Annotated in this window: 25 protein-coding genes; 10 read left to right on the top strand and 15 right to left on the bottom strand. The window is 65.5% G+C overall.

The genetic code is table 11. From position 1 onward, the window contains the following. Positions 1-9: 9 nt before the first annotated feature. From WBP06_RS27340 to WBP06_RS27330, 3 genes are read right to left on the bottom strand one after another with little or no spacing between them, the layout of a single operon-like run. Positions 10-675, bottom strand: coding sequence for a 3-oxoacid CoA-transferase subunit B (locus tag WBP06_RS27340; RefSeq protein ID WP_395335737.1), 666 nt, complete (start codon positions 673-675; stop codon positions 10-12). After that, a complete protein-coding gene (locus WBP06_RS27335; protein WP_395335734.1) occupies positions 672-1,382 on the bottom strand; it encodes a CoA transferase subunit A in 711 nt (236 codons plus the stop codon). The genes WBP06_RS27340 and WBP06_RS27335 overlap by 4 nt, the downstream gene beginning before the upstream one ends. Before the next feature lie 5 nt (positions 1,383-1,387). After that, on the bottom strand, positions 1,388-2,602 hold the full coding sequence (locus WBP06_RS27330; RefSeq protein WP_395335732.1) for a cytochrome P450: 1,215 nt from the start codon (positions 2,600-2,602) through the stop codon (positions 1,388-1,390). A gap of 292 nt (positions 2,603-2,894) precedes the next feature. Here WBP06_RS27330 and WBP06_RS27325 point away from each other — a divergent pair, with 292 nt between their 5' ends. Continuing rightward, complete coding sequence (locus tag WBP06_RS27325; protein WP_395335730.1) at positions 2,895-5,069, top strand: TonB-dependent receptor; 2,175 nt, start codon at positions 2,895-2,897, stop codon at positions 5,067-5,069. Positions 5,070-5,243: 174 nt separating this feature from the next. On the opposite strand, the gene WBP06_RS27320 is transcribed toward WBP06_RS27325, so the two are convergent. Continuing rightward, entirely contained in the window at positions 5,244-6,728 is a 1,485-nt protein-coding gene (locus tag WBP06_RS27320) for an aldehyde dehydrogenase (protein WP_395335727.1), read from the bottom strand. Between the two features lie 91 nt (positions 6,729-6,819). On the opposite strand from WBP06_RS27320, the gene WBP06_RS27315 reads away from it, so the two are divergent. Then, positions 6,820-7,575 carry an SDR family NAD(P)-dependent oxidoreductase gene (locus WBP06_RS27315; protein ID WP_395335724.1) on the top strand — a complete coding sequence of 252 codons (756 nt, stop codon included), beginning with the start codon at positions 6,820-6,822 and terminating at the stop codon, positions 7,573-7,575. A 120-nt stretch (positions 7,576-7,695) separates the two neighbouring features. Here the strand turns inward: WBP06_RS27315 and WBP06_RS27310 are convergent, their stop codons facing one another. The 5 genes from WBP06_RS27310 to WBP06_RS27290 are packed head-to-tail and all read right to left on the bottom strand — an operon-like array spanning position 7,696 to position 13,358. After that, entirely contained in the window at positions 7,696-8,868 is a 1,173-nt protein-coding gene (locus WBP06_RS27310) for an SRPBCC family protein (protein WP_395335722.1), read from the bottom strand. 10 nt (positions 8,869-8,878) lie between these two features. Continuing rightward, the gene (locus WBP06_RS27305) at positions 8,879-10,003 is read right to left on the bottom strand and encodes an acyl-CoA dehydrogenase family protein (protein WP_395335719.1); all 1,125 of its coding nucleotides are present in this window, start codon (positions 10,001-10,003) and stop codon (positions 8,879-8,881) included. Beyond that, complete coding sequence (locus WBP06_RS27300; protein WP_395335717.1) at positions 10,000-10,968, bottom strand: acyl-CoA dehydrogenase family protein; 969 nt, start codon at positions 10,966-10,968, stop codon at positions 10,000-10,002. Before WBP06_RS27300 ends, WBP06_RS27305 begins: the two co-directional genes overlap by 4 nt. Positions 10,969-10,979: 11 nt before the next feature. Next, positions 10,980-12,122, bottom strand: coding sequence for an acyl-CoA dehydrogenase family protein (locus WBP06_RS27295; protein ID WP_395335715.1), 1,143 nt, complete (start codon positions 12,120-12,122; stop codon positions 10,980-10,982). Positions 12,123-12,155: 33 nt separating this feature from the next. Beyond that, positions 12,156-13,358: an acyl-CoA dehydrogenase family protein gene (locus tag WBP06_RS27290; RefSeq protein ID WP_395335713.1), complete on the bottom strand. Its 1,203-nt coding sequence runs from the start codon at positions 13,356-13,358 to the stop codon at positions 12,156-12,158. Between the two features lie 216 nt (positions 13,359-13,574). Between WBP06_RS27290 and WBP06_RS27285 the strand changes: the two genes are divergently transcribed. Next, positions 13,575-14,060, top strand: a complete 486-nt coding sequence (locus tag WBP06_RS27285; RefSeq protein ID WP_395335711.1) for a nuclear transport factor 2 family protein — start codon at positions 13,575-13,577, stop codon at positions 14,058-14,060. A gap of 2 nt (positions 14,061-14,062) precedes the next feature. Continuing rightward, entirely contained in the window at positions 14,063-14,845 is a 783-nt protein-coding gene (locus WBP06_RS27280) for an SDR family oxidoreductase (RefSeq protein WP_395335708.1), read from the top strand. Here WBP06_RS27280 and WBP06_RS27275 read toward each other — a convergent pair. The 5 genes from WBP06_RS27275 to WBP06_RS27255 form a co-directional block, all read right to left on the bottom strand. Continuing rightward, the gene (locus tag WBP06_RS27275; protein ID WP_395335707.1) at positions 14,830-15,696 is read right to left on the bottom strand and encodes an alpha/beta fold hydrolase; all 867 of its coding nucleotides are present in this window, start codon (positions 15,694-15,696) and stop codon (positions 14,830-14,832) included. The two genes, WBP06_RS27280 and WBP06_RS27275, sit on opposite strands and share 16 nt — an antisense overlap. A 2-nt stretch (positions 15,697-15,698) precedes the next feature. Next, a complete protein-coding gene (locus WBP06_RS27270) occupies positions 15,699-16,925 on the bottom strand; it encodes an acetyl-CoA C-acetyltransferase (protein ID WP_395335704.1) in 1,227 nt (408 codons plus the stop codon). Positions 16,926-16,950: 25 nt separating this feature from the next. Continuing rightward, positions 16,951-17,724 (bottom strand): SDR family NAD(P)-dependent oxidoreductase, encoded by a 774-nt coding sequence (locus tag WBP06_RS27265; protein WP_395335701.1) that lies wholly within the window; start codon positions 17,722-17,724, stop codon positions 16,951-16,953. A gap of 17 nt (positions 17,725-17,741) precedes the next feature. Next, positions 17,742-18,518 carry an SDR family NAD(P)-dependent oxidoreductase gene (locus WBP06_RS27260; RefSeq protein ID WP_395335699.1) on the bottom strand — a complete coding sequence of 259 codons (777 nt, stop codon included), beginning with the start codon at positions 18,516-18,518 and terminating at the stop codon, positions 17,742-17,744. 98 nt (positions 18,519-18,616) lie between these two features. Continuing rightward, positions 18,617-19,084 (bottom strand): PaaI family thioesterase, encoded by a 468-nt coding sequence (locus WBP06_RS27255; protein ID WP_395335697.1) that lies wholly within the window; start codon positions 19,082-19,084, stop codon positions 18,617-18,619. Positions 19,085-19,176: 92 nt separating this feature from the next. Here WBP06_RS27255 and WBP06_RS27250 point away from each other — a divergent pair, with 92 nt between their 5' ends. Genes WBP06_RS27250 through WBP06_RS27240 form a run of 3 tightly spaced genes read left to right on the top strand, consistent with a single transcriptional unit; the run spans position 19,177 to position 22,342 of the window. Continuing rightward, positions 19,177-19,611 (top strand): Zn-ribbon domain-containing OB-fold protein, encoded by a 435-nt coding sequence (locus tag WBP06_RS27250; RefSeq protein WP_395335695.1) that lies wholly within the window; start codon positions 19,177-19,179, stop codon positions 19,609-19,611. A gap of 59 nt (positions 19,612-19,670) precedes the next feature. Next, a complete protein-coding gene (locus tag WBP06_RS27245; RefSeq protein WP_395337592.1) occupies positions 19,671-20,828 on the top strand; it encodes a thiolase C-terminal domain-containing protein in 1,158 nt (385 codons plus the stop codon). Beyond that, positions 20,828-22,342: a class I adenylate-forming enzyme family protein gene (locus WBP06_RS27240; RefSeq protein ID WP_395335692.1), complete on the top strand. Its 1,515-nt coding sequence runs from the start codon at positions 20,828-20,830 to the stop codon at positions 22,340-22,342. Before WBP06_RS27245 ends, WBP06_RS27240 begins: the two co-directional genes overlap by 1 nt. 172 nt (positions 22,343-22,514) lie before the next feature. Here the strand turns inward: WBP06_RS27240 and WBP06_RS27235 are convergent, their stop codons facing one another. After that, complete coding sequence (locus WBP06_RS27235; protein ID WP_395335690.1) at positions 22,515-23,087, bottom strand: helix-turn-helix domain-containing protein; 573 nt, start codon at positions 23,085-23,087, stop codon at positions 22,515-22,517. Positions 23,088-23,336: 249 nt separating this feature from the next. Here WBP06_RS27235 and WBP06_RS27230 point away from each other — a divergent pair, with 249 nt between their 5' ends. From WBP06_RS27230 to WBP06_RS27220, 3 genes are read left to right on the top strand one after another with little or no spacing between them, the layout of a single operon-like run. Then, entirely contained in the window at positions 23,337-24,563 is a 1,227-nt protein-coding gene (locus WBP06_RS27230) for a cytochrome P450 (protein WP_395335687.1), read from the top strand. An 11-nt stretch (positions 24,564-24,574) separates the two neighbouring features. Beyond that, the gene (locus WBP06_RS27225) at positions 24,575-24,898 is read left to right on the top strand and encodes a ferredoxin (RefSeq protein ID WP_395335685.1); all 324 of its coding nucleotides are present in this window, start codon (positions 24,575-24,577) and stop codon (positions 24,896-24,898) included. A gap of 51 nt (positions 24,899-24,949) precedes the next feature. Then, the gene (locus WBP06_RS27220; RefSeq protein ID WP_395335682.1) at positions 24,950-26,113 is read left to right on the top strand and encodes an SRPBCC family protein; all 1,164 of its coding nucleotides are present in this window, start codon (positions 24,950-24,952) and stop codon (positions 26,111-26,113) included. The last annotated feature ends 18 nt before the right edge of the window (positions 26,114-26,131 follow it).

Raw genomic sequence — 26,131 nt, 5'->3', positions numbered from 1 at the left:
TAAAGGTGATCAGGCCGCAGCCGGAACGGCCAGAGCAGCGCCGGTCTTCTCCCGCACTTGCACGTCGGTAACGCCGGGCGCGAGTTCCACGAGGGTGAGGCCTCCGTTCGCCCGGTCCACCGCGATGACCGCCAGGTCGGTTACGATGAGGTCGACGCACGCTTTGCCTGTCAGCGGAAGCGTACACTCGGGGAGAATTTTCGGGCTTCCATCCTTTGAGACGTGATCCATCACCACGACCACGCGCTTGACGCCCGCAACCAGGTCCATCGCGCCGCCCATGCCCTTCACCATCTTGCCGGGTATCGTCCAGTTGGCGAGGTCGCCGCTGGCCGAGACTTCCATCGCGCCCAGCACCGCCATGTCGATATGGCCGCCCCGGATCATCGCGAAGCTGTCTGCCGAAGAGAAAAAGCTGGAGGTCGGCAGCGCGGTGATCGTCTGCTTGCCGGCGTTGATCAGGTCGGGGTCGACGTCCTCGTCATAAGGAAACGGACCAATGCCCAGCATGCCGTTCTCGCTTTGCAACGTCACGTTCACGCCCTTTGGGACATGGTTCGCGACCAGCGTGGGAATGCCGATGCCCAAGTTCACATAATACCCGTCGCGCAGTTCCCTGGCGGCGCGGGCCGCCATCTGGTCGCGGGTCCAGCCCCCGGTTTCCTGGAACATCATGCCACTTCCCTTTCGCGCACCGTGCGCTTCTCGATGCGCTTTTCGTTGACGGTGGAGAGCACCACACGGTCCACGTATATGCCCGGAGTATGGATGCAGTCCGGATCAAAGCTGCCTTCGGGCACGATCTCCTCCACTTCGACCACGGTCATTTTGCCCGCAGTCGCCATGTTCGGGTTGAAGTTGCGTGCGGTCTTGCGGAACACGAGGTTGCCTGCCGGATCGGCCCGCCAAGCCTTGATGATCGAGAGATCGGCGCGCAGCCAGGTCTCGCGCACGTATTCCTCGCCCTCGAACACTTCGACCGGCTTGCCTTCGGCAACGACCGTGCCGACGCCGGTCTTCGTATAGAATGCCGGAATGCCCGCCCCGCCCGCGCGAATCCGTTCCGCCAGTGTGCCTTGCGGATTCAACTCCAGTTCGAGTTCGCCGGACAGGTGCTGCTGCTCGAACAGCTTGTTCTCACCCACGTAGGACGAGATCATCTTCCTGATCTGCCGGCTTTCGAGCAGCATCCACAGCCCGAAACGATCTGCGCCTGCGTTGTTCGAGATGACCGTCAGTTCTCCAACACCCGACTTGCGGATTTCCGGGATCAGGCTTTCCGGATTGCCCGACAGGCCGAAGCCCCCGGACATGATCGTCATCCCGTCAAACAGCAGCCCTTCGAGCGCGGCGGCAGGGCTTTCATAGATTTTCGTGGACACTGCGCTCAATCCCATTCCAGCCGGATGTCCGACAGCGCGGCGACGCCGCCGGTGCGGATCTGCGGCTCGGCTCCCGGCTTGCGGCGGAAGCGCGGGATGCGGCGTGTCCACTCCTCGACAAGGATGCGCATCTCGGTGCGGGCAAGGAAGTTGCCCACGCAAGTGTGCGGCCCCGTAGAGAAGGCGATATGCTTGCGCCCCTCGCGGTCGACATCGAAGGTTTCAGGGGATGTGTTAACCCGCTCGTCCATCCCGGCTGCCGGGAGCGAGCAGACGATCATGTCCTCGACCTTAAACTGCGCGCCGAACATCTCGACGTCCTTCTTCACGATGCGCGGCTGCTGCACGATAGAGAAGCGGCGCAGCGATTCCTCGACGAAACTGGTGATGTCGCCGGGGTTCGCGTGCAGCCGCTCCTGCACGTCCGGGCGCTGCGCAAGGTTGTTGAACGCGAAGCCCAACGTGTTGGCCACGGTGTCCAGCCCCGCGATAAAAAGCAGGAAACCGATCGAGTGGAGCTCGTCGGTAGTCAGCTTGCGACCACGCACTTCCTCCTGCAGCAGCTTGCTGAACAGGTCGTCGCCCGGCTGGGTGCGGCGCAGTTCAAAATACTCGGCAACGATGCCGATGATCTGCTCCTGCACTTTCACGCGGTCCGCCGCGACTATGTCGGGGCGGAAGAATTCGTGGACGATGGCACGGAATTCCTCGAAGCGCTCCAGCGGCCAGCCGACCAGTTGCATGAACACCGAAACCGGGAAGGCCGCGCCCACTTCCTCGCCGAACTCGCATTCGCCCCGGTCGATCACTTCGTCGATCAGGCGATTGGCCCATTCGCGAATGCCCGGCTCCATCGCGCGAATCTGCGCAGGGCCGAAGTGGCGCATCAGCACCATGCGGAAGGGCAGGTGCTGCGGCGGATCGAGGTTGAGCGGGATCATCACGTTGTCGCTGTAGATCCGCGGAATTTCCAGGACGCGGTTGGAGAAGTGCTCGGTATCCGACAGCACCTTCGACATCATGTCGAGGCGCGTCACCATCCAGAAGCCGCCGTTGCGCGGGGAATAGAACACGTCGGGCGCGGTCTTGTGCAATTCATGCAGACCAAGGCCCATGTCCTGCCGACTCAGGATGCGGCTGTCGCCGGTGTAGTCGTAATCGAACACCTGATCCGCGCGAACATGCGCGGGAACTTGCGCCAGCAACTGGGTATCGACCATTTCCAACCTCTCCAAAGGCGATCACCCGGCGTTCCGCGCCTGCATGGCGCAACAACAACCGGGCAACCCATTCGTCCGTTATTCGCACATATGTATCAATTAAGCACATACTGAATATCGGTCAATCCGTTTCCCGCAGGCATACCGGGACGATGGCGCCGAAGCCGGCGCGCATGAAATCTTCCCCTGCTGCCAGTCGCAAGCAGATTGACAGGTCCGGCGCCCTTTCGTAATGTTGATTTAACGAACACATGGTCGTTTATCGAACAACAAAGTGGGAGGGGAGAGTTCAGTGTCACATCAATCGATTACCCGTGGGTCGTCGCCCCTGCGCATACGTGCGGCGTTGATCGTCGGCACCGCGATCGCCGGTACGCTAGCCGCCGTACCGCAGGCCGCATGGGCGCAGGATGCGGCAACGCAGCCGCAGGACACCGCAGCGCAGCCCAGCACGAACGAGATCGTCGTCACCGCGCAGAAGCGCGCTGAAGCGCTCCAGGACGTGCCAATCTCGATCGCCGCCGTCACCAGCCAGCAACTGGCGCAGAGCGGCATCGAACAGGTTCTCGATCTTCCGCAGGCGGTGCCCTCGCTGCGCGTCAATTATGCGGGTACGTTCGTGCTGCCGACCATTCGCGGCGTCGGCTCGGTCGTCGCCCTGCCCGGCCTGACGCAGAACATCGCGACCTATGTGGACGGCTATTATGTGCCGACGCCGAGTTCGAGCAACTTCGACCTTGTCAGCGTGGAGAGCGTCAACGTCCTCAAAGGACCGCAAGGCACGCTGTTCGGCGCCAATGCCACCGGCGGCGCGATCCAGATCAACACGCGCGACCCTGAATACAAGCCCTCGGCGCTCGTGCGTTTCGGCTATGGTTCGTACAACACCGTCTCCAGCGCGTTCTACGGCACCACCGGGATCGGCGACAAGCTGGCGGTCAACGTCGCGGCAAATTACGAGTACAGCGACGGCTACGTCACCAACATCGTCGCCAATGACGACAAGGTCGCCAAGTACCACAAATACTCGGTGCGCACGAAGGCGCTGTTCGAACCGACCGACGGCATCAAGTTCGTGGCCGCCTACCAGCACAGCTACTCGAACGATCCGATCTCGCAGATGGTCGTCGCGCGTGACGGGATCTCGGCGGGCAATGCCTATCCCGGCACCGTGTTCAGCTACGACAGCCCCAAGCGGGTTGCGCTCGACATGCCGGGCTACGCGCGCTTCAAGCAGGACTCGTTCAGCCTCAAGAGCGAATTCGACATCGGCTTCGCCACGCTTACCTCTTACACCCAGTACCGCAAGGACGGTGTCGATCAGGGCCTGGACTACGATGCCTCGTCCGCGCCGAACAATTTCTCGTACTGGAGCGTGCGCGACAAAACCTTCACGCAGGAAGTCAATCTGGCCTCGAACGGTTCGGGTCCGCTCAACTGGGTCGTCGGCGCGTTCTACCTGAATTACAAGGATGCCTACGACTACAACACCTATGTCTACGCGCTCGAACAGGGCGTCGACGCGTTCCAGTCGCGTAACAAGACCGAGTCCTATGCCGGTTTCGCCGAAGTTACCTATCAGCCGGTCGAAAAGTTGTTCCTCACCGGCGGCGTACGCTACACCAAGGACAAGCCGCAAGTCGCCTACAATATTCAGGCAGCCGGCATCACCGGGGCTGGCGATGCCAAGTTCGACAACACCTCGTTCCGTGCGGTAGCGCGCTACCAGATGACGCCGCGTTCGAATGTCTATGCCTCGTTCTCGCAGGGCTACCGTTCGGGCGGCCTGCCGGGCTCGGCATTCTCGACGGTGCCGGTCAAGCCCGAGACGATCAACGCCTGGGAAGTTGGCTACAAGACCGCCGAAGGGCCGCTGCGCCTCAACATCGCGGGCTTCTACTATGATTACAAGGACATCCAGGTCACCAGCTACGGCGCGGGCGGCCAGTCGCTGACGGTGAACGCCGCCAAGGCGCGCATCTACGGCATCGACGGCGACATCACCTATGACATCACCCCTGATCTCTCGATCACTCTCGCGGGGACCTGGACCGACGCCAAGTACAAGGACTTCCCGAACGCATTGGGTCGCGACTTCGACACGCTCGAAGCGTTCAACGTCGATGCCTCGGGCTTCCGGGTAGAGCGTACGCCCAAGTTCGCCGGCAGCTTTTCGGCCAACTACGGCTTCGACCTTGCGGGCGGGCGCCTCGTGCTGAACGGCAACGTGTTCCATTCGGGCAAGTACTACTACGACCCCGCACATCAGCTGGACCAGCCCGCCTATACGCTGGTCAACCTCAAGGCGACCTGGACCGATCCGTCGGACCATGTGGACTTCTCTATCTTCGGGAAGAACGTGTTCAACGAGAAGTACTTCGTCGCCAGCTTCATCGATCCCTCGTCGGCCCGTGCGCGCTTCGGCGATCCGGCCACCTTCGGCGGCTCGATCACGTATCGTTACTGACCATCCATCAGGGCGGCCCGAAGCTGCCTGGAGCAGGACACAAAAAGGGGCCGGACGGTTATCGTCCGGCCCCTTCTTTTTCGCCTGCACCTGTCCCGACTTGCGGAGCGAAGCGATCCGGGGCTGGTTATGGTTCCCGGATCGCTGCTTGCCCCCCTTGCCGGAGCAGGAGGATCAGGCGGTTGGGAGATGGCTCGGCCGGTCGGCCAGCAGGATGGTCTTGGTTTCGAGGAACGGGTGCAGCCCCTCGACGCCGCCCTCGCGGCCGACGCCCGACTGCTTGAAGCCGCCGAACGCCATCATGAAATCGACGAGGTGGCCGTTGTGCCCCACCGTCCCGGTCCGCACCTGTCGCGCCACCGCATAGGCACGGTCCACATCGTTGGTGAACACCGCGCCGTTGAGGCCAAACCTGGAATTGTTGGCGATACGCACCGCATCCGTCTCGTCACGCGCCGGGATCACCGAAACCACAGGACCGAAGATCTCCTCCTGCGCGATCACGGACTGGTTATCTACCCCTGCGAACACCGTCGGCTCGATGAAGAAGCCCCGGTTGAGATGCGCCGGGCGCCCTCCCCCGGCGGCGACGCGGAAACCGGCCGCCTTGCCCTGCGCGATGTAGCCTTCCACCCGGTCGCGCTGCACCCGCGTGGCGACGGGGCCCATGCCGCTGGCGGGATCGAAGGGATCGCCGACGACGACTTTCGAGAACGCCGCACCCAGCGCATCGGCCATGGCGTCCGCGCGGTTACCCGGCACGACGATGCGGGTCAGCGCGGCGCAGACCTGCCCGCTCATGTCCACCATGCGTTCGGCCAGTGCATTGGCGGCGGTTTCGATGTCATAGTCGTCAAGCACGATCGCGGCCGACTTGCCGCCCAGTTCCATCGTATAGCGCGCCATGCGCCCGCCAAGGATTCCGGCGATGTTGCGGCCGGTGGCGCTGGAGCCGGTGAAGCTGATCTTGTCCACGTCCGGATTGCGCACCAGCGCCTCCGACGCGGCGCGGTCGGCGATGACGACGTTGATGACGCCCTTGGGCAGCCCGGCGGCAGCGGCGACTTCCGCCATCAGCAGCGCATGGCCGGGTGCCTCGGGCGAACCCTTGATGACCACCGTGCAGCCCGCGATCAGCGCCGGGGCGACCTTGAAGGCGGTAATCATGATCGGCCCGTTCCATGGCACGATCGCGCCCACCACGCCCACCGGCTCGCGTACCAGCAGACCTACCTTGGCGCCCGAGAAAGTACGGTGCTCCTCCTCGAACGGGTAGGTCTCGGCCAGTCCGGCGTAGTACTTGAAGACATGCCCCGCGCCTGGCGCGTAGGCGCTGGCGAGCGAGTGGAGGATGCCCATCTCGCTCGGCCAGATCGCGGCGATGTCAGCGGAGCGGCGCTTCAGTTCGGCGGCCATCGCATTCATGTACCCGGCGCGCTCGGCGTGGCTCATGCGCGGCCACGGCCCATTGTCGAACGCCTCGCGCGCGGCGGCGACGGCGCGGTCGACGTCGCTCGCCTGCGCGCTGGCAACGCGCATGTAGAGTTCTTCGGTCGCGGGAGAGACGACGTCGATCATCTCGCTGCCCGAAGCAGCGACCCAGGCGCCGTCGATGTAAAGCTGGCCGGGGTGCTCCAGCGGGGGTGAAAGTCGCGTCATTTCAGGTCTTCCTCTTGGTAGGTAAGGTCGATTATCGCCCTTGCGTTCTATTATCGCCTAACCTACCAAAGCCACAGGATAGATCAAGCGAATGGAGAGACGTGTGGGCGAAAGGCGTTCGGCAATCGTAACCGGCGGTGCGAGCGGCATCGGCAAGGCCTGCGTGGACCAGTTGATATCGCAAGGCTGGGCGGTAACCATCGCCGACCGCAACCCCGATGGCGAGGCGCAGGCCGAAGCGATCCGCGCGGCCGGAGGCACCGCGCAGTTCGTCGCCACGGACGTCTCGCGCGAGGAGGACGTGCGCGCCCTCGTCGCGGCGGCGACCGAGGCTTACGGGCAGCTTCACGGCGCGATCAACTGCGCGGGCGTGGTCGGCATGTCGAAGCCGGTGCATGAGATCGCCGTCGAGGACTACGACCGCATCCTCGCGATCAACCTGCGCGGCATGTTCCTGTGCATCAAGCATCAGGTGGCGGCGATGCTGCCCTATCGCGACGGTTCGATCGTCGCAGTGTCCTCGGCGGCGGCGCTCAAGGGGCTGCCGTGGAGTTCGGACTACTGTTCATCCAAGGCGGGGATCGACGGGCTGGTGCGCGGCGCGGCGATGGACTGCGCGGAGCATAACGTGCGGATCAACGCGGTGTTGCCGGGCGCCACGATCACGCCGCTGGCGATGAGTTCCAGCAATGCCAACCCGGCGCTCGCCAAGACCCGTACGCGGCCGATGGAGCGCATGGCCGAACCGTCCGAGATCGCGGCGGCGGCGGTGTTTCTCGTGGGACCGGGTGGGAGCTTCGTGACCGGGATTTCGATGCCGGTGGACGGGGGAATGGTGATCGCGTGAAGCGAGCGGTGGGCATGCCCACCGCCGCCTACTTCGTCATTGCGAGCGAAGCGAAGCAACCCAGGGCGGAGAAGTGCTGCCCTGGGTTGCTTCGCTTCGCTCGCAATGACGGAACCGGGGTTACGCCTCTGCCAGCCGCTCCGAAACAGCATCCTGGAACATCCGGATCTGCACTTCCATGCCTCCGAGGTTCACTTCCTTGATCGCGCCCGAAGCGATGCCTTCATGGCACATCGCAGCGGCCCAATAGTCCTCCTCGCCGAAGACCCGCGCCATCAGTTCCATCGAGCGGCGCAGGCGGCCTTCGGCCTTTTCGGTCTCGGGCTTTTCCGTCGCCAGCATATAGTAGTCGACCGCGCTTTCATCGACCGCGATCGGGCGCACCACGCCAAGGCTGATGTAGCCAGGGCTGACGACGATGATGCCGTTGGGAAAGCCGATGTAGCTAAACACCATCATCCGCCGCATCTCGTCATGACTGCGCGAGACGAGCGCCGGATCGAAGTTGCTGCGATGCGCGGCATTGCGGATATGCAGACCTATGCGGTCGATCTGGTTCTCGGAATCGACCGAGAACTGCGCCAGCGAATCCTTGTGAAGACGGGTGACGTGGTAGCTGTCGAGCATGGAATCCATGACCAGCTTCCAGTTCGCCTTCACCGGGAACGTCGCGTAGTCGTAAAGGTAGGCCCCGCCCATCTCCAGCGCATCGAGATCCTGCGCCAGTTCGCCGGTCACGCCCGAGAAGTCCGGCGCGTTATCGGCATCCAGCCCCACCCAGATCAGCCCGCCCGCCTCGACGCAGGGGAGTTCCAGCAAGCCAAGATCGGCCTTCGACAGCCCCGGGAACGTCTCCGAACGCGGCAGGCCGATCAGCGCGCCGTCGAGGTTGTAGGTCCAGGCATGGTACGGACACACGAGGCGCGGCGCCTTCTGCGTGCCCTCGACGGTGCATAGCTTCATGCCGCGGTGGCGGCACACGTTGGCGAAGGCCTTGACCTCTCCCGCCTTGTTGCGCGTCAGCAGCACCGGCATGCCCGCCAGCGTCAGCTGGTGGAAGGTGCCCGGCCCCGACAGCAAGGCGGACGGCGCGGCGATCGTCGGCCCGGCGCGGAAGATGCGCCGCACTTCCGCTTCATAGCGCGCCGGATCGATGTAGACATCGGCGGGGATGGTGTCGCGCACTTCGGGGTACCTGCAGTCGGACAGCGCGGGCATGGCCGAGAGCAGGCGGAACTGGCCGTCGGTGATCCGTCCGGCCACTTGCGGTTCCTGGGTCTGGGTTTCGCTCATGTCAGGTCTCTCAGGCTTGCAACAGAGGCGCCGGTTCGGCGCGGGCGGGAGCGTCGTGCGGCGCGAATGCCCCTTCGCAGAAAGCGAGACGGGCGACGCGCTCCTTGTGGTAGGTAGGGCTGCCGTAAAGCTGTTCGTTCAGCTTGGCGCGCTTGAGGAACAGGTGGCACGGGTGCTCCCAGGTGAAGCCGATGCCACCATGCAATTGCACCGCGTCCTCGGCGAACCCGGCGGCGATCTCAACGGCATAGGCCCGCGCGCCCGAGGCGGCAGCACCGGCCCCCCCCGCCTCCACTTGCGCGGCGGCGTGGCGCACCAGCGCGGTGGCGGCTTCCAGCTTCGCCTTCCAGTCCGCCATCCGCGCCTTGAGCGCCTGGAACGAGCCGATCGCCCGCCCGAACTGCTCGCGCGTCTTGAGGTAGTCCAGCGTCATCTCGAACAGCCCGCCGGCAAGCCCCACCGCGTCGGCGGCGGTGGCGATGGCGGCGTGGTCCTCCAGCGCCGACCATTCGGCGGCGGAAAGAGGCAGCACGGTGCAGCCCGCCAGCAAGACGGCGGCGAATTCCACCTCGGCGCTGCTACGGGTAAGGTCCACCAGCGGCCGTGCGGCGACATGCACGCCCTCGGCCACCACCGGGATCAAGGCGAGCGCGAAGTCAGGCCCGGCACGGACCGGCACCGCCAGCAGATCGGCGACATCGGCGAACGGCACATTGCGCAGCGAGCCGGAGACCTTGCCCCCCTCCTGCGTCAGTGCGCCGTGCGACGCGGGCAGCGCCAGCGCGGCAAGGCAGGTGCCCTCGACGATGGCTGCAAGGTGTCCCTCACGATCCGCCGCATCCGGGTGCGCCCCCAGCAGGCCCGCCAACGCCAGCGTGGAGAGCGCCGGAACCGGGGCCAGCTCGCGCCCCAGTTCCTCGTAGAGCACCGCCAGATGCGCGATGCCAAGGCCCAGCCCGCCGTCGTCCTCCGGCACGCCGAGCGCCAGCCAGCCGAGCTGCGCCATCTGCGCCCACAGCGCCCGGTCCAGCCCACGCCCTTCCTCGCCGGGGATCGCCCAGCTGTCGCCGCGATGGTCGGCAAGGACTTCGCGGACGCTGTCGCGCAGTTCGTTGGGTTCGATGGTGTCGCTCATGACCGGGCCATGCTCAGATGCCGTTCCTCAGGTTCGCTTAATCCATCATCCCACCGCGCCGCCGCGATGGCCAGCGCCGCCCGGGTCGGCCCGCCCGCCTCGGCCTGAAGCGCGCGGGCGCGGTAGATCCAGAAGTGCAGCAGATGCTCGTTGGTCATGCCCATGCCGCCGTTGAACTGATGGAGGTCGAACAGCAGTTCCTTCAGCCCCGACTGCGCGTGGCAGGCGGCGACTTCGGCGTCACTGGCCGTCCCGCTCCACGCCGCGCGCATCGCCAGGTAGTAGGCTGCCCTGGCATAGCCGTGGCGCTGCACCAGCCGGTGCTGGACCGACTGGAACGCGCCGATCGGCCGCCCGAAAGCCTTGCGGGTGCGCACGTAATCCACTGTAAAGTCGATCGCGGCGCTCGCGGCCCCGGCGATCTCGGCGGCAAGACCCACCCGCCACCACTTGCGCATCGCCTCGCCCGCTCCGGCGAAGCGCCGCGCGCCGTCAAGGGCAGGCGGCGCGGCGAAGCGACCATAGGGATAGGCGAGGATCGTCTCCACCGGTTCTACGACGCAGTCCGCCAGATCGAGCACCAGCACGTCGTCACCATCCTCGATCAGCAGCACGTGCGCGATCGGCAGGTTGCGGATCGCGTGGTGCAGCCCGTCACGCCGCGCCAGTGCCACCGGCCTGGACAGTTCCAGCCCCGGACAGGCGAGCGGGGCGACGAGGCCGCGCCCGATCGTCTCGACCGCGCCGATCGCCCGCGCCGTCTCGTAGACCACCAGCGCGCCCTCCAGCCCGCCGATGTCGCGCGCGGCGTCGAGGAAACCCATGGCTTCCAGTTGCGCCTGCAGGTCCGTGTCGCACCACTGGCTGTCGAACCGCGCGGACTGCGGGATCTGCGAATGGTCCTCCAGAATGGCCTGCAAGGCCGAGACCAGCGCCTGCTGGTCTTCCGACAGTTCAAAGTCCATGATGCCTGTGCCTACCCCCGCGGGAGCCCGAGGCCGCGCTGGGCCACGAGGTCCATCTGTATCTCGTTGGTGCCGCCGGTGATCCCCGCCGGAATGTTGATGCGGTAGTAATCCTCCAGCAGCAGGTCGCCGCCGGTCAGCGCTTCGGGCGTATATTCGGCGATGAAGTCCATCATCTCGTTTACCGCCGCCAGCGCGATCACCCGCGCGAGATTGGAATCGGTGCTCGGCGGTGCTCGCTTCACGCGCTGGTCGACGACGAGATAGGTCAGCATCCGCGCAGATTCGAACTGCGCGACGAGCCGCCCGGCCCGCGCCCGCACCACCGGATCGCCGTCCCACCGCCCTTCGGCCTTGAGCCGCTGCACTACCCGGTCGAGCGCATCCAGCCCGGTGTGATAGCGCGGCACGCCCACCCGCTCGAACGCGAGGGCGTGGCTGACGATCTCCCACGCTTGCCCCTCGGCGCCGACGCGGTTCTCCACCGGCACGCGCACGTCGGTGAAGTAGACTTCGTTGAGGTGCCCGAACTTGATGACGCCCGGATAACTGGTGACGGAGATGCCTGGGGTGTCCATCGGCACCAGCAGGATGGTGATGTCCTTCTTGCCCGGCCCGGTCCGCGTCAGCAGGAAGCACCAGTCCGCGCGCCGCGCATAGGACGTCCAGATCTTCGAGCCGTTGACGACGTAGTGATCGCCGTCAAGCTCCGCCCGGGTGCGCAGTGCGGCAAGGTCGGTGCCCGCGTTCGGCTCGGAAAAGCCCTGGCACCAGATCACCTTGCCGCCGGCGATGCCCTTCACGTGGCGCTCCTTCTGCGCCTCGGTGCCGTAGCGCATCAGCGTCGGGCCGATCCAGTTGACGTTCATGTACTGCGCGCCGCGCGGCTCGCCCGCCGCCTTCATTTCCTCGCCGAGGATGAAGTGGTTCCAGTCCGGACTGTCCGACCCGCCGAACTCGCGCGGCCAGTGCGGCACCAGCAGGCCCCGCTCGGCGAGGCCAGCGCAGAATTCGCGCGAGAAATCGACCTGGAGGTCGGACGCATAGCTCTGCGGCACGTAGACCTCGTCCCAGTCTTCGGGCAGCAGTTCGTCCAGCGCCTCGCGCACGCGGCGACGGTAGTCTTCCTGCTCGGGGGTCCATCCGAATTCCATCTGCGGGTGTGTCTTTCGCCTCTCGAGTTGGGGTCAGGCCGCCGCCGGTTCCCGGGGAAGCCCCAGGCCGCGTTCGGCGATGATGTTGCGCTGGATCTCCGAGCTTCCGCCCGAGATCGTCCACGCCCACGAATAGAGATAGTCCTGCATCCAGTAGCCGGTCTCGTTGGGACCACCCATGAGCACGTCCTCCAGATGCTGCGCCTCGATCCCCCGGATCGCGACGCCCAGATGAGTGAAGTCGCGCAGCAGATCGGAATAGTAGAGCTTTACGATCGAGGGCGCGACGCCGAGCGCCTCGCCGCGCAGCACCGCGCCCAACTGGTTGTTGACCAGCACCCGCAGCGCCTCGATCCGCACATGGATATCGACGAGGCGGCGCCGGGTCTCGGCATCGTCGTAAGGCACGCCATCAGGGCCGGGCACCCGCGCATCGGCAAGCAGCAGCGCGAAGCCCTGCTTCATCCGCTCGGCCAGTTCGAGGATCGACAGCCCGCGCTCGGACGAAAGCGTGGACTGCGCCACCTTCCAGCCCTCGTGCTCCGGCCCGACGAGGTTCTCGGCCGGGATGCGCACGTCGTCGAGGAAGATTTCGTTGAAGTGCGAGGCCCCGGTCATCTGCTTGATCGGACGCAGGGTGATGCCCGGCGTCTTCATGTCGAGAATGAAGTACGAAATCCCGCGCGACTTGGATGCCGCCGGATCGGTGCGCGCCAAGAGCAGGGAGAACTGCGCATGGTGCGCGTTCGACGACCAGGTCTTCTGCCCGTTGACAACGTAATGGTCCCCATCGCGCACCGCGCGGGTGCGCAGCGAGGCGAGGTCGGAACCGGCGTTCGGCTCGGAAAAGCCCTGGCACCAGATTTCCTTGCCCGAAAGCACCGCGGGCAAGTGCCGCTCCCGCTGGGCCTGCGTGCCCCAGTGCAGCAGCGTGCCAGGTACGTGGTGCAGCGCGACGAAGTAATGGATCAGGCGAGGCGCACCCGCGCGGGCGATCTCTTCGTAGAGGACGATCTGCTGCGCGAAGCTGAAGCCACTGCCGCCCCATTCGGCGGGCCAGTGCGGCGCGCCGTAGCCCGCCGCCATGAGCTTGCCGAACCACCATTCCTGAAAGGCAACGTGATCCGCCTCGCTCGCGCCGAGCATGCGGCGGCGCCAGTCGGACGGCAGGTTCGCCGCCAGCCAGCCGCGCACTTCGGCGCGGAACGGCTCAAGTCTTTGCAGTTCTTCCAGCATGAGCGCTGCGACGTCCTCCCCTAGTCCTTTCGCAAAGGCGGAAACGTGGCCGCTTCACCCTGCACCGAGGACATATCGTGCGAATAACGCCCCGATGTTCCATATAGAACCATTGAGCCACTTGGTTCAGCCTGTCAACTCTTGCCTCCTTTGAAAAGTGGAATATTGTGCGTTTATCGGTCATATGGTCGATCAACGCACATTTTGGAGAGGGTCATGGAGCAGCAGGAACCACCAGCCGAAGCGGGCTGGCAGGCCCTGGAAGCGATCCGGCAGGTCAAGGCGCGCTACTTCCGGCTGGTCGATGCCAAAGACTGGAATGGACTAGCGCAGGTGTTCACCCCCGACGCGCGGTTCGACCGGGGTTGCGGCAGCTCGGCGCGCAATCCGGTGACCGGTGAATGGCCCGGCGCCGAGCCGCAACCGGACATCGTCGAAGGGCGCGAGGAAGTGATCGCAATGATCCGCCGCGCGGTGGAGCACCTCTGGACCATCCATCAGGGTTTCATGCCCGAACTCACGCTGCTCGGCTCCGACAATGCCGAAGGCATCTGGGCGATGTCGGACGACTTGCGCGGCGCCGATGGCAGGCGCCTGTTCCTCGGGCGCGGGCACTACCACGACACCTACCGGCGCGAGCAGGGCGTCTGGCGCATAGCCTCGTCGCGGCTGACGCGGCTTCACATCGAGAAAGGGAACTGACCATGGATCTGGGCATCACCAGCCGCCACGCGATCGTCTGCGCGGGAAGCAGCGGCATCGGGCTGGCGGCGGCGCACCGCTTCGCGCGCGAGGGCGCGGCGGTCACCATCGTCGCGCGCGATCCGGCCAAGCTGGCCTGCGCCGCCGAAGCGATCGCCGCAGACACCGGCGCGAGCGTCACGCATTTCGCGGCGGACCTATCTGCGCGCGCGGACCGCGAGGCGCTGCTCGCCGCCCACCCCGCGCCGGACATCCTCGTCGCCTCACCCGGCATTCCGCAGCGGTCGGTGGCCTATACCGACCTGGACGAAGCCGCGTGGCGCTGGTGGTTCGAGGCGCACTTCCACGCCGCGATCGACCTCATCCACGGTTACGCGCCCGGGATGTGCGCGCGCGGGTTCGGGCGCATCGTCAACGTCAGCGCCAACTTCATCAAGTTCCCGCAAGCCGGCGCGGGCCCCTCGCACGCGGCCCGCCTTGCGCTGGCGGGCGCCATAGCATCGCTCGTGCGTGAAGTCGCACCGCGCAACGTCACCATCAACAGCGTGCTGCCGGGCCTGATCGCCACCCCCGCCCTGCGCGCCGCCCTCAGCGAACGGGCAGATGCGCTGGGCGTGCCTTATGTCGATGTGGAAGCAGACGTGCGCAAGCGCTGCGCCGCCGACCGTCTCGCCAGCCCGGAGGAAGCCGCCGACCTTATCGTCATGCTTTGCGCCGCGCAGATGGGCTACGTGACCGGGCAGAACATAGTCAACGACGGCGGGGCCTATCAGGGGCTGTTCTGATCCGGTGCGCGGAGTGCGGGGAAATGTCGGCGCAGAAACGCAATCAGCCCGGCATTGAACGCATCGTTGCGGTCGCCCGCGACCATGTGCCCCGCGCCCGCGACGTCATGGACCTCCAGCGCCGAGAGCACGTCGCGCAGGATGGCGATGCCCTCGTCGCTGACAACGTCGCTGCTCGTACCCCGGATCAACAGCGTCGGCACGTCGTGGGCACGGCGCGCGCCTTCGATGGTTGCGGTGAGTTCGGTCAGTTCATCGTCGATCTCACGGCCAAGGAACGCGGGGTCCCAATGCCAGACGTAGCGCCCTGCCTTGTTAAGGCGCAAATTGCGCATCAACCCGCCGGTGTCGCGCGGGCGGGGGCGATGGGGGTTATAGGCGGCGATGGCGTCGGCAACTTCGTCCAGAGTGTCGTAACCCTCAGGCCGAGCCTGCATGAAGGCACGGATTCGCGCGACGCCCGCCGGGTGGGGGTTGGGGACGATGTCCACCAGCACCACCGCGTCCGGCTGCATCCCCTCGGCCATGGCCCGAAGCGCCGTGACGCCGCCGAGCGATGCTCCGACGAGGGCGTAAGACCCCTCGATGCCCTCAATCACGCAGGCAAGATCGGCGGCGCTGCGACCAAGGTCGTAGCCGCCCGGCCCGGCCCAGTCGCTTTCGCCGTGGCCGCGCGCGTCGAAATTGACGATACGGTAGCCTGCCGCGACAAGTTCCTCTCCCGCCCGCGACCAAGAGGCACGCGTCTGTCCGCCGCCATGCATCAGCACGACGCACGGCGCCGCCGGATCTCCTGCAATGTCAGCCGCAAGGCCAATGCCGTCTACAGTCTCGATACGTATGGTCTTCAAGATCAGATCCGCTCGATCACCACTGCCGGGGCAAGCCCGCCCGCCGCGCACATGGTGACGAGGCCGACAGTCTTGTCCTGCCGCTCCAGTTCGTCAAGCAGCGTGCCGGCCAGGATCGCCCCCGTCGCGCCGATGGGATGGCCCAGCGCCATGGCGCCGCCGTTGACGTTGACGATCACCGGATCGAGGCCGAGGTCACGGGTGAACTTGAGCGGGACGACCGCGAAGGCCTCGTTGACTTCGAACAGGTCGACGTCGCCCACTTCCATGCCCGCCAGCGCCAGCGCCTTGCGCGCTGCGGGGACCGGGCCGTTGAGCATCAGCGTCGGATCGTCGCCCACCGTCGCGCTGGCGCGGATGCGCGCGCGCGGCTTGAGGCCATGCGCCCTGGCATAGTCCGGCGAGACGACGAGCAGAGCCCCCGCACCGTCCACCACGCCCGAACTCGTCGCGGCGGTGTGCATGTAGTGGATTGCGATATCGGGATAGGCCTTGCGCACAAGGTCGCCGTAGGTCGTGCCGTCCGGATCGATGGCGCGATCGAAAAAGGGCTCGAAGGCGGCCTTGAGGTTCGCCAACCCTTCGGCGGTGGTCTGCGGCCGGGGGTATTGCTCGCGATCGAGCAGGACTTCACCATCCTCGCCCCGGACCGCGATCAGCGAGCGATCGAAGCGGCCTTCCCGGATCGCCCGGTCGGCGCGCTGCTGGCTCGCGAGTGCCACCGCGTCGAGTTCATCGCGGGTGAAGCCTTCCAGCGTGGCGATCAGATCGGCGCAGATGCCCTGATGCGGCTGCGGGATACGCTTGCGCAGGCCCATGTTGCCCGAATCGAGCATGAATTCACGCGACAGGGTGCGGGCATGCGACATCTGCTCGACGCCGCCGCCGATCACCACCTGCTGCGCACCCGATTGCACGCCCATGGCGGCCAGCGTCAGCGCGGTCAGGCCCGAGCCGCAGAACCGGTCGAGCGAGAAGCCCGGCACCGTCGCCGGAAGCTCGGCGTCGAGCACCGCCATGCGCGCGAGGTTGAGGCCCTGCTTGCCCTGCTGCGTATTGACCCCGGCGATCACGTCGTCGATCGCCGCCGGGTCGATCCCGGTACGCTCGACCAGCGCGGTCAGGAGCTGCGAATAAAGCTGCTGCGGGTGCAGCGAGGCCAGCGCGCCCTCGGCCTTGCCGAGCCCGCGCGGGGTGCGCACCGCATCGATGATCCAGGCTTCCGTCATCCTCTCTCTCCCTTACATCCGGCCCTTACATCCGTATCGCGCCGTCGAGCCGCACGTGCTCGCCGTTGAAATAGGCGTTGCGGCACATCTCGACCGCGAGGCTGGCGAACTCCGCCGGGTGGCCCATGCGGCGCGGGAACGGCACGCTGTCGCCCAACTGCTGGCGCAGTTCGGGGCGGGCGGTGGCGAACAGCGGGGTGTCCATGATGCCCGGCAGGATCGTGTTCACGCGGATGCCCTCGCGCCGCAGATCGCGCGCGATCGGCAAGGTAAGCCCGACGATCCCCGCCTTGGACGAGGCATAGGCCGCCTGCCCCGCCTGTCCATCGGTCGCCGCGACCGATGCGGTGTTGACGATCACCCCGCGCTCGCCGTCGACATTGGCCGGGTCCAGCGTCAGCATGCCTGCCGCCGAGGCGGTGATGCAGCGGAAGGTGCCGACGAGGTTGAGCATCACGATGCGCTCGAACTCAGCGATCGGGAAAGTGCTGATCTCTCCGGTGTCGCGGGCGCGCTGCGCGGTCTTGAAGGTGTTGCCACGCCCGGCGCAGTTGACCAGCACGCGCTCCTGCCCCAGCACGGCGCGCGATGCGGCGAAACCGGCGGCGACGCTTTCGTCGCTGGTGATGTCCACTTGCGCAAAAGTGCCGCCCAGTTCGGCGGCCAGCGCCTCGCCCTTCTCGGCGTTGAGGTCGAATATCGCGACCCGGGCACCCTGCGCTGCAAGGGCGCGGGCGGTGGCTTCGCCGAGGCCGCTCGCCCCGCCGGTCACCACTGCGGTCAGTCCGTTCAGTTCCATGGCATTCCTTCTCTCGTTCAGTCCTGTGCGGCGAAAGCCGCAGCGATGGCGTCGATGTCGGGCGGTCGGCGCAGCGACATGCCGCCGTCGGTGTGGATGGTCTCCCCGGTGATCCAGCCCGGCGCGGTGCAGAGCCAGGCGACGGCATCGGCCACGTCCTGCGGCCCGGCGACGCGCCCCAGCGGCACCTCGTGCGCCACCACCGCCCCGGCGCGCGGATGATCGACGAGGTAGCGCGCCGCCGGGGTCGAGATCGGCCCCGGGCACACCGCATTGACCCTGATGCGGCGATCAGCGAACTCGATCGCGGCGTATTTCACCAGAGTCTGCAATGCCGCCTTGGCAGCGCCATAGGCGAAATAGCCCTGCCACGGATTGGTCGCCGCGATCGAACTCATCAGCACGATCGCCCCGTCCTCCTTCATCCGCCGCGCGGCATGGCGCAGGAAATGCACGGCGGCATGGAAGTTGAGCTTCATGCAGTGCTCGAAGTCCTCAGCCGGCATGGCATTGATCGTGCCGCGAATGCCTGCCCCCGCAACCAACACCGCGCAGTCGAGTTGTCCTTCGCCCGCTGCGGTGGCAACGAAGGCCTCGACCTCGCTCTCCACGGTGGCATCGCACTGCGCGGGCATGCCGGAAATCTGCGAGGCCAGCTTCGTCAGCCCCTCGATTCGCCGCGCACCGACCGTGACGTGGCAGCCCTGCGCCGCAAGGGTTTCGGCGATGCACCAGCCGGTGCCGCCTTCCTCGGAGGCGCCCAGAACCGCCGCCCTTCGCTGTGCTTCGCTCATTGCCGCTCAGCCCGTCCCATGGTTACAGATAGTGCGTTATTCGCTCGTATGCTCGAATAACGTTCATTCGGTGAATTGCAAAGCACTTCTGCAAATTTTCAGCGCACACTCTCGGACGCATAGATCCGGTAGACCGCGCTCGCCCGCAGGATCATCGTCTCGCCGACATGGAGCGTGACGTGGGTGAACGCGAGGGTGGACGTCAGCCGATCTATGCGCACAATGGCTTCGACCCACCCGCCCAGCGGGGCAGGCGCGAGGTAGTCGATGGAGAGATTGACCGTCGGAATAGACGTGCGCGGCGGCCCGGTAAGGATGATCGCCTTGGCCATGACCACGTCCACGAACGTCGCCAGCATCCCACCGTGGCAGGTCGGGCGCAAGTTGCAGTGGACCGGCTCGACGCGAAAACCGAAGCGCGGGGGGACGGTGCGGTCTTCGCCCTCCCCATTGGCCTCCCATGCATAATAGAAGGTGGCGCTGTGATCGGTGAAGGGGCCGCCGTTGGCGGTCGGCAACCAGAGGCGATCATCGGGCAGGACGGAAGGTGCAGCGGGGATTGCCAAGTCAAACTCCTTGTCGTAAATCGCACTCTTGTTACATAGTCGTACAAATCGACACGCCATCGCGCAAGCCGCGACGCGCCACGGAGAGACGGATGGGGTACAGTTTCGAGCAGCATAAGATCATCGGCGCGATCGAGGCCGACGACGGATTCTGGCGCGCGCTGGAAGACGGCAGGCTGCAACTCCCGCGCTGCACCGGCTGCAACCACTGGACCTGGCCCGCACACCACCGCTGCGGCCATTGCGGATCGTGGGACTTCGCCTGGACCGACGTCGAGCCGCAGGGCACCGTCTTCACCCACACCCGCACCCGCTACGCCTTCGACCGCGTGCTGGAGCGCAAGGACGAGGTGCCTTACGTGACGCTGGTGGTCGAACTGCCCGGAGCCGACGGGGCGCGGGTGATGGGCGTCCTCACCGGTGACGAGAGCGGCCTTGCCATCGGCGCGCAGGTACGCGGCCACATCCGCCCGCCCAGCGCGAAGACCAAGCACTACCCCGCCATCGAATGGGAACTGGTGCGCTAGGCGCGCCCCTTCGACCGACGGATCAAGAGGACAATCGTGGAGAGCAAATCGTGAGCAGGATGCGCGGCGCGGCGGCAATCGTCGGGATCGGCCAGACCCCCTACTACAAGCGCGGCACCTCGCCGGAACCCGAACTCAAGCTGGCGCTGCGGGCGATCACCGCCGCCGCCGAGGACGCCGGGATCGACGTGCGCGACATCGATGGCTTCGTCTCCTACGCCTCGGAACGCAGCGACGCGCCCAAGCTGATGCCGGCGCTGGGCACGCGCGAGTGCTCCTTCTCTTCGCTGGTGTGGTTCCACGGCGGCGCCCTTCCCGCCACGCTGAACCTCGCCGCGATGGCCATCATGTCCGGTCAGGCCGAGATCGTCGCGGTCTATCGCTCGATGGCCGAGACCAGCAGCCAGCGCCTGCGGGTGATGGTGGCGCAGAACGACACTTCGGCGCAGTATCTGGTGAACGGCCTCGATTCCCCCGCGCAGATCCTTGCCCTGCGCGCGCAGCGGCTGATGGAATACCATGGCGTCCCGCAGTCCGCGCTGCTGGCGACGACGCAGGCGTCCTACTTCCACGCGCACAACAACCCCCGCGCCTATGGCCGCAACATCGAGATCACCGACGAGGTCTACGCCAATGCGCGGATGATCTCCGAACCCTACCGTCTGTTCGACTGCTCGCGCGAGAACGACGGCGCCGCCTGCGTCATCCTCGTCTCGGCCGAACGCGCGAAGGACTTGAAGCAGAAGCCCGCCTACGTCCTCTCCGCGCCGATGGGCACCATGGAAGGCGGCGGCGCGCTGGAGGAGAACTGGCGTCCCTACTATGCCACGGCGGGCCAGAAGGAACTGGCCGACCGCATGTGGCGGGAATCGGGCTATGGCCCGAAGGACGTCGACGTCGCGCAGGTCTACATGAACATGAACGCGATGGGCATCGGCTCGATGATCGACCACGGCTTCTTCAGCTTCGAGGAAGCGGGCGAATTCTGCACCCTCGATAACCTCATCGCGCCCACCGGACGCCTGCCGATCAACACCTCGGGCGGCGATCTTGGCGAAGGGTTCATCCACGGCATGGGCCTGATCCCCGAGGCCGTGCGCCAGATCCGCGGCACCTCGACCAATCCGGTGCCGGATGCGAAGCTGTCGCTCGTTACCGGCGGCCCCGGCGATATCATGAGCAGTACCGCCCTGCTCGGCAGCGAGGAGACCCTCTGATGGCCGTCACGATCGAACGCGCGCTCAAATGGTGGGCGCGCGACAAGCCCGAGGCACTGGCGCTGCATTACGACGGCGAGACGCTGACCTTCGGCGAACTCCACGCCTGGGCCTCGCGCATCGCTGCGTTTCTTGGCGAACAGGGCGTTCGACCGGGCGACCGCGTCGCGATGGTGGCGAACAACGCGCTCGACTACGCGGTGCTGATCGTCGGCACCGTATTGTCTGGCGCGATCGCCGCGCCACTCAGCTTCCGCGCCAGCGCGCGCGATCTCGCGAAGTCGTTCGCGATCACGCACCCGGTGCTCGTCTTCAGCGACACAGACCGGGCAGGCGCGGTCGTCGATGCGCTGGCACCGGGCATGCGCCATGTCCCCCTCGCCATCGTGCGCGAACTGCGCGGCGCGCCCGAGCCGCACGCCCCCGCCTTCGAGGCACGCGCCGAAGACCCGCTGTTCATCATCGGCACCAGCGGCTCCACCGGCTTTCCCAAGGGTGTGATCTACAGCCACGGCGCGACGATGACTTACGCCGCCGAATTCGTGCTGATGCAGCCCGCGACCGGCCACGGCGGCGGCGCACTCGTCACCGGACCCTACAGTTCCGCGTCGGGCACGCTGTGCATGCTGCAGTTCCTCGCCGTGGGCGCCACGGTCTATTCCGAAAGCCGCTTCTCGCCCGAAAGCGCGCTGCGGCTGCTGCGCGATCACCGGATCACCACCTTCCTCGCCTCCACCATCTTCTTCGAGCGCATCGCCGCGCTTCCAGAATTCGAGAGCGCGGACTTGTCCTCGATCGCCTTCGCCCAGATCAGCGGGGCGCGGGTGAACCCCGCGCTCCTCGAACGCTACCGCGACAAGGGCGTGGTGCTGCGGCAGGCCTACGGCTCCACCGAAGCCGGCGGCGCCTGGGCCGCGCGGGACGAGACGGCAGTGGTCGCACCTGAAAAGTGCGGCCCCGGAGCGATGTTCTCGCGCTTCAAGGTTGTGCGCGCGGACGGTTCGCCCGCCGATCCGGGCGAGGCGGGCGAGATCCTGATCGAAAGCGATGCGCTCGCCACCGGCTACTGGAACGATCCCGAGCAGACCGCCGCCACCTTCCGGGACGGCTGGCTGCACACCGGCGATCGCGGCATGCTGGATACACGCGGCAACCTGACCTTCATCGACCGCATCAAGGACATCATCATCACCGGCGGTCTCAACGTCTCGGCTATGGAAGTCGAAGGCGCGATCTGCGAGATGGAAGAGGTCGAGGAAGCCGTTGTCATGGCCGTGCCCGACGACGATTTCGGTGAAGCGCCGCTCGCCATCGTCCACGGCCCGGCGGCGGACGGCATCGAACCCGCCGCCGTGATTCGCCACTGCAGGGTGGCGCTGGCGAGCTACAAGGTGCCGCGCTACGTCGCGATCGAGCCTGAGCCGTTCCCGCGCCTGCCCTCGGGCAAGATCGACAAGACCACCGTGCGCGCGAAATACGCCGAGCGGCACAAGGTGCTGGAGAAGCTGCGGTAAAGCATTCTAGACTCGGCCGTAACAGCCGAATCCAGTTTGCGTCCCATGAAGAATGAACAGAGCATCATCCGATTAAAGCCAATCGGATGATGCTCTAACGACGTGCCCGCGCCGCGGCCCTGCCCACGGCGTCGGGATGATGGTACGGGCGGCCAGCGGCCGAGGAAATCCTTCAGGTCTTCTTCACGACCCGATTGCGCTCCAGATAGCCCAGTATGATGGCTGTCAATTCATCGACGATCTCGTCCGGCGACAGCGTCGTACTGGTGCTGAGCACATAGCGCCGGATCACTTCCGACATGATAGCGTCTATATAGAAGACGTGAGCATCAGCCCGGGCAAAGTCGAACTCCGGGTGCTGTGCCATAAACAGCCGAATCGTGCTGCGGTTTAAGGCTTCGAGGGAGGTGTGGCGGATAACCTGCTCGATCTGTCCGACCTGCATCGGCATTTCCACGAGAACCAGCCGCTCGCGTACATAAATGTCCAGAAGCCGTCCGATCGCGATTCGCACCGAGTTTCCGGTCGAAAGGTCCATCACATCCATCGTGGTGAGACGAATTTCCTGGGCGGCTTTGAGCGAGACGCGCTCGTACCATGCGAAGAGTATGGCCTCGTACGTCGGGAAATACTGGTAGAGCGACCCCACGCCGACACCGGCGCGCTCGGCAATCATGCGCGTCGTCACGCAATCAAACCCCCTCGCCTCGACCAGTTGGCGGGTCGCCTCGATGATGGCGTCCACGGTATCCCGCGACCGCCTCTGTCGAGGCAGTCTCCTGCGCTGGAACTGGCTGCGGCCACGTTCCGCGGCCTCGTCGTCACGATCACCCTGCATGGTGCTAACGTCATCGCACGGACGCGATCTCGATGCGAGTAGAATGTGAACATTGTTCTGGTTTAACTCATCTCCAGAACTGGACGTCAGAATCCAACGGTCGAATCGAGATGCCTGCGAAGCCATCCGTCGCCCCGCAGGAAGAGAGGAAACAGCGTGAAGATAGAAGCCAATGTCGCTTCCCCCTGCCCGGTCGGGGAAGAACGCCAGACGGTCGACTGGGACATCTACTCCCAACCCGAACTGATCGAGGACATCCACTTGGGATGGCACTCGCTGCACGACAGTGCGCCCGATGTGTTCTGGACACCTCGCAACGGCGGTCACTGGGTCATCACCCGGTTCGAGGACCAGTGCCGGGTGCTGAAGGATGCCGAGCACTTCTCCAGCCGCGAATTGCACATCCCGCCGATGTTCAACGGCACGGTGATGATACCGCTCAACCTCGACCCGCCGGACCATACCCGTTACCGTGCCGTGCTCATGCGCTACTTCGGACCTGGCGCGATCAAGGCCATGGAACCCAAGCTTGTCCTGTGGGCGAACCGGCTCATCGACCAGGTGATCGACAAGGGTGAGTGCGACTTCACCGAAGCGCTCGGCGCGGGCTTCCCGGTCTCGGTGTTCATGGAACTCATGGGCATGGACCTTTTCCGTTTCGACGAGTTCCGCACCATCGTCACCGAATACTTCGGCAACATCAGCGTCACCCGGCGAACCGAACTTCAGGAACAGATCTTCGCGATTATGCGCGGCCTCTTCGAGGAAAAGCGCCGCCACCCCGCACCCGATCTCGCCAGCGCGCTGCTGGCCGAAAAGGTCCGCGGCGAGCCGCTTACGCAGGCCGAGCTGGAATCCATGGGCTTCCTACTGTTTCTCGGCGGGCTGGACACGGTCGCCAATGCGCTGACGTTCGCCTTCCGTCACCTCGCGCACGATCCTGCGCTGCAGGCTAGGCTTTCGGACCATCCGGAACGGCTGAGCGATTTCGTCGAGGAATCGCTGCGCCGCTATGCCGTGGTCAACCAGACCCGGATCGTCAGCAAGGACATCGCGATCGGCGAGGCATATTTGCGCGAAGGCGAGATGGTCATCTGTCCGCTGACCGCAGGCGGCCTCGATCCGCGCCGCAATCCCCACCCCGAGCAGTTCGACATCGACCGCGAGGATCGCGGCCACATCACTTTTTCGATCGGAGCACACACCTGCATCGGCAACATGCTGGGGCGGATGGAAATGCGCATCTTCACTCGCGCCTGGCTGGAGCGCGTGGGGCCCTTCGCGATCGCAGGCGACCTCCGTCCGAAATGGCGTCCGGGCATGGTCATGGCGCTCGAACATCTGCCGCTGCGGTGGACGCCGGGTGGATGGGCCACGACATAGGAGGACAGCCCGTGCCAAAACTCAATGTCATCAAGCGTTCGGGCCAGCAGATCGAGATCGACGCCACGTTCGGCCTCAGCGTCAAGGACGTGCTCCTCGAAGCCGGGATCGACGAGGTGCATGGAATCACCAACTGCGGAGGCTGTTGCTCCTGCGGCACCTGCCATGTGATCTTCGAAGGTCAGGCGATCGCGACGCTGCCCGCCATCGGCGAATGCGAGGAGGATCTTCTCAACATCGTCGATGGGCGCGAGGCGGGCTCCCGGCTCGCCTGCCAGGTCAGCTTCGGCGACGCGCTCAACCATGCCACGGTGCGCATTGGCCCCCAGTCCTGATCCTATCCCCGGCCCTGCAACCTTAACCTACAAGCACGAGAGGGAATGACCATGTCCGAGGTCATCGAAGCACCGCGAGAACTGCACCTCACGGCAAGCCAGCTTGCGCAGTTCAACAGCGTGGAGGATTCCAATCCCACGCTCGTCGGCAAACGTGTCGACCAATTGCCCACCGACGTCTATGTTTCGCCTGAAAGGTACGCGCTCGAACAGAAAAAGCTGTTCCGGGGACGGCCTATCCCGGTGGGCGTGTCGAACATGTTGCCAGGGCCGCGAACCCGCGTCGCGGTCGACGACTACGGACCATCGATCCTGCTGACCCGCGACGAGGAAGGCCAGGTCCATGCCTTTCACAACATCTGCACGCACCGGGCCATCAAGCTGTGCCAGTCCCATGAAGCCGTGAAGGGCGGGCTCGTCACCTGCCCCTACCATGCCTGGAGCTTCGACATGAAGGGGCAGCTCAAGTCGCTGCCGCGCCCGGAAGTGTTTCCCGGTCTGGACAAGCACGCGATGGGCCTGAAGGAACTGCAGTGCGTCGAGGCCGGGGGCGTGATCTGGGTCAACCTGGACCGCGACGTCGACGCCGACTTCTCCGTGGTTTCCGGACCGCTGGCGGCCGACTTCGACGCCATTGGGCTACCGCAGCAGAAAATCTGCCATCACCTGCGCGTGGAAGTGATGGCGAACTGGAAGCTCATCGTCGACAGCTTTTCCGAAAACTATCACGTCACCCGGCTCCACGCCAATTCGCTGGGAAGCATGTTCATCGACCGTGCGACCTCTTGCGAAATGATCGGGGAGCATATGCGCGTGATGTCGGGGCGTGCCGGCTTTCGCCAAGGAGAGGAGGTGGAGACGTTCGAACAGTTCCGCCGCTCGGCCGTGGTCCACTATACGATTGTTCCCGGGGCGCTCATCATAACCAGCCCGACTTACATCAGCGTCATGCTCTTGGCGCCGGCCGGCATCGACCGGACCATCGTGAACTACTACCTGCTCGTCGATCGCCTGCCGGAAACCGAGCGCGAAACCGTCCATTACGAAAAGTCTTTGGCGCTCATGAAACGCGTCACCACCGAGGAAGACTTCTGGGTCGCCGAACTTGGAACTGCCGCCGCACGCGAAGGCGTGATCGAGCACATCACCTGCGGCGGGATGGAACGGGAAATCGTGCGCTTCCACGAAACCGTGAACGCCATTCTTGCACAATAATACAACAGACTCCGGGAG

Origin of the sequence: Novosphingobium mississippiense (assembly GCF_044029535.1) — a bacterium.
Classification (GTDB): domain Bacteria; phylum Pseudomonadota; class Alphaproteobacteria; order Sphingomonadales; family Sphingomonadaceae; genus Novosphingobium.
The sequence above is the reverse complement of the archived record's forward strand: the minus strand, read 5'-3'. Positions and strand labels throughout refer to the sequence as shown.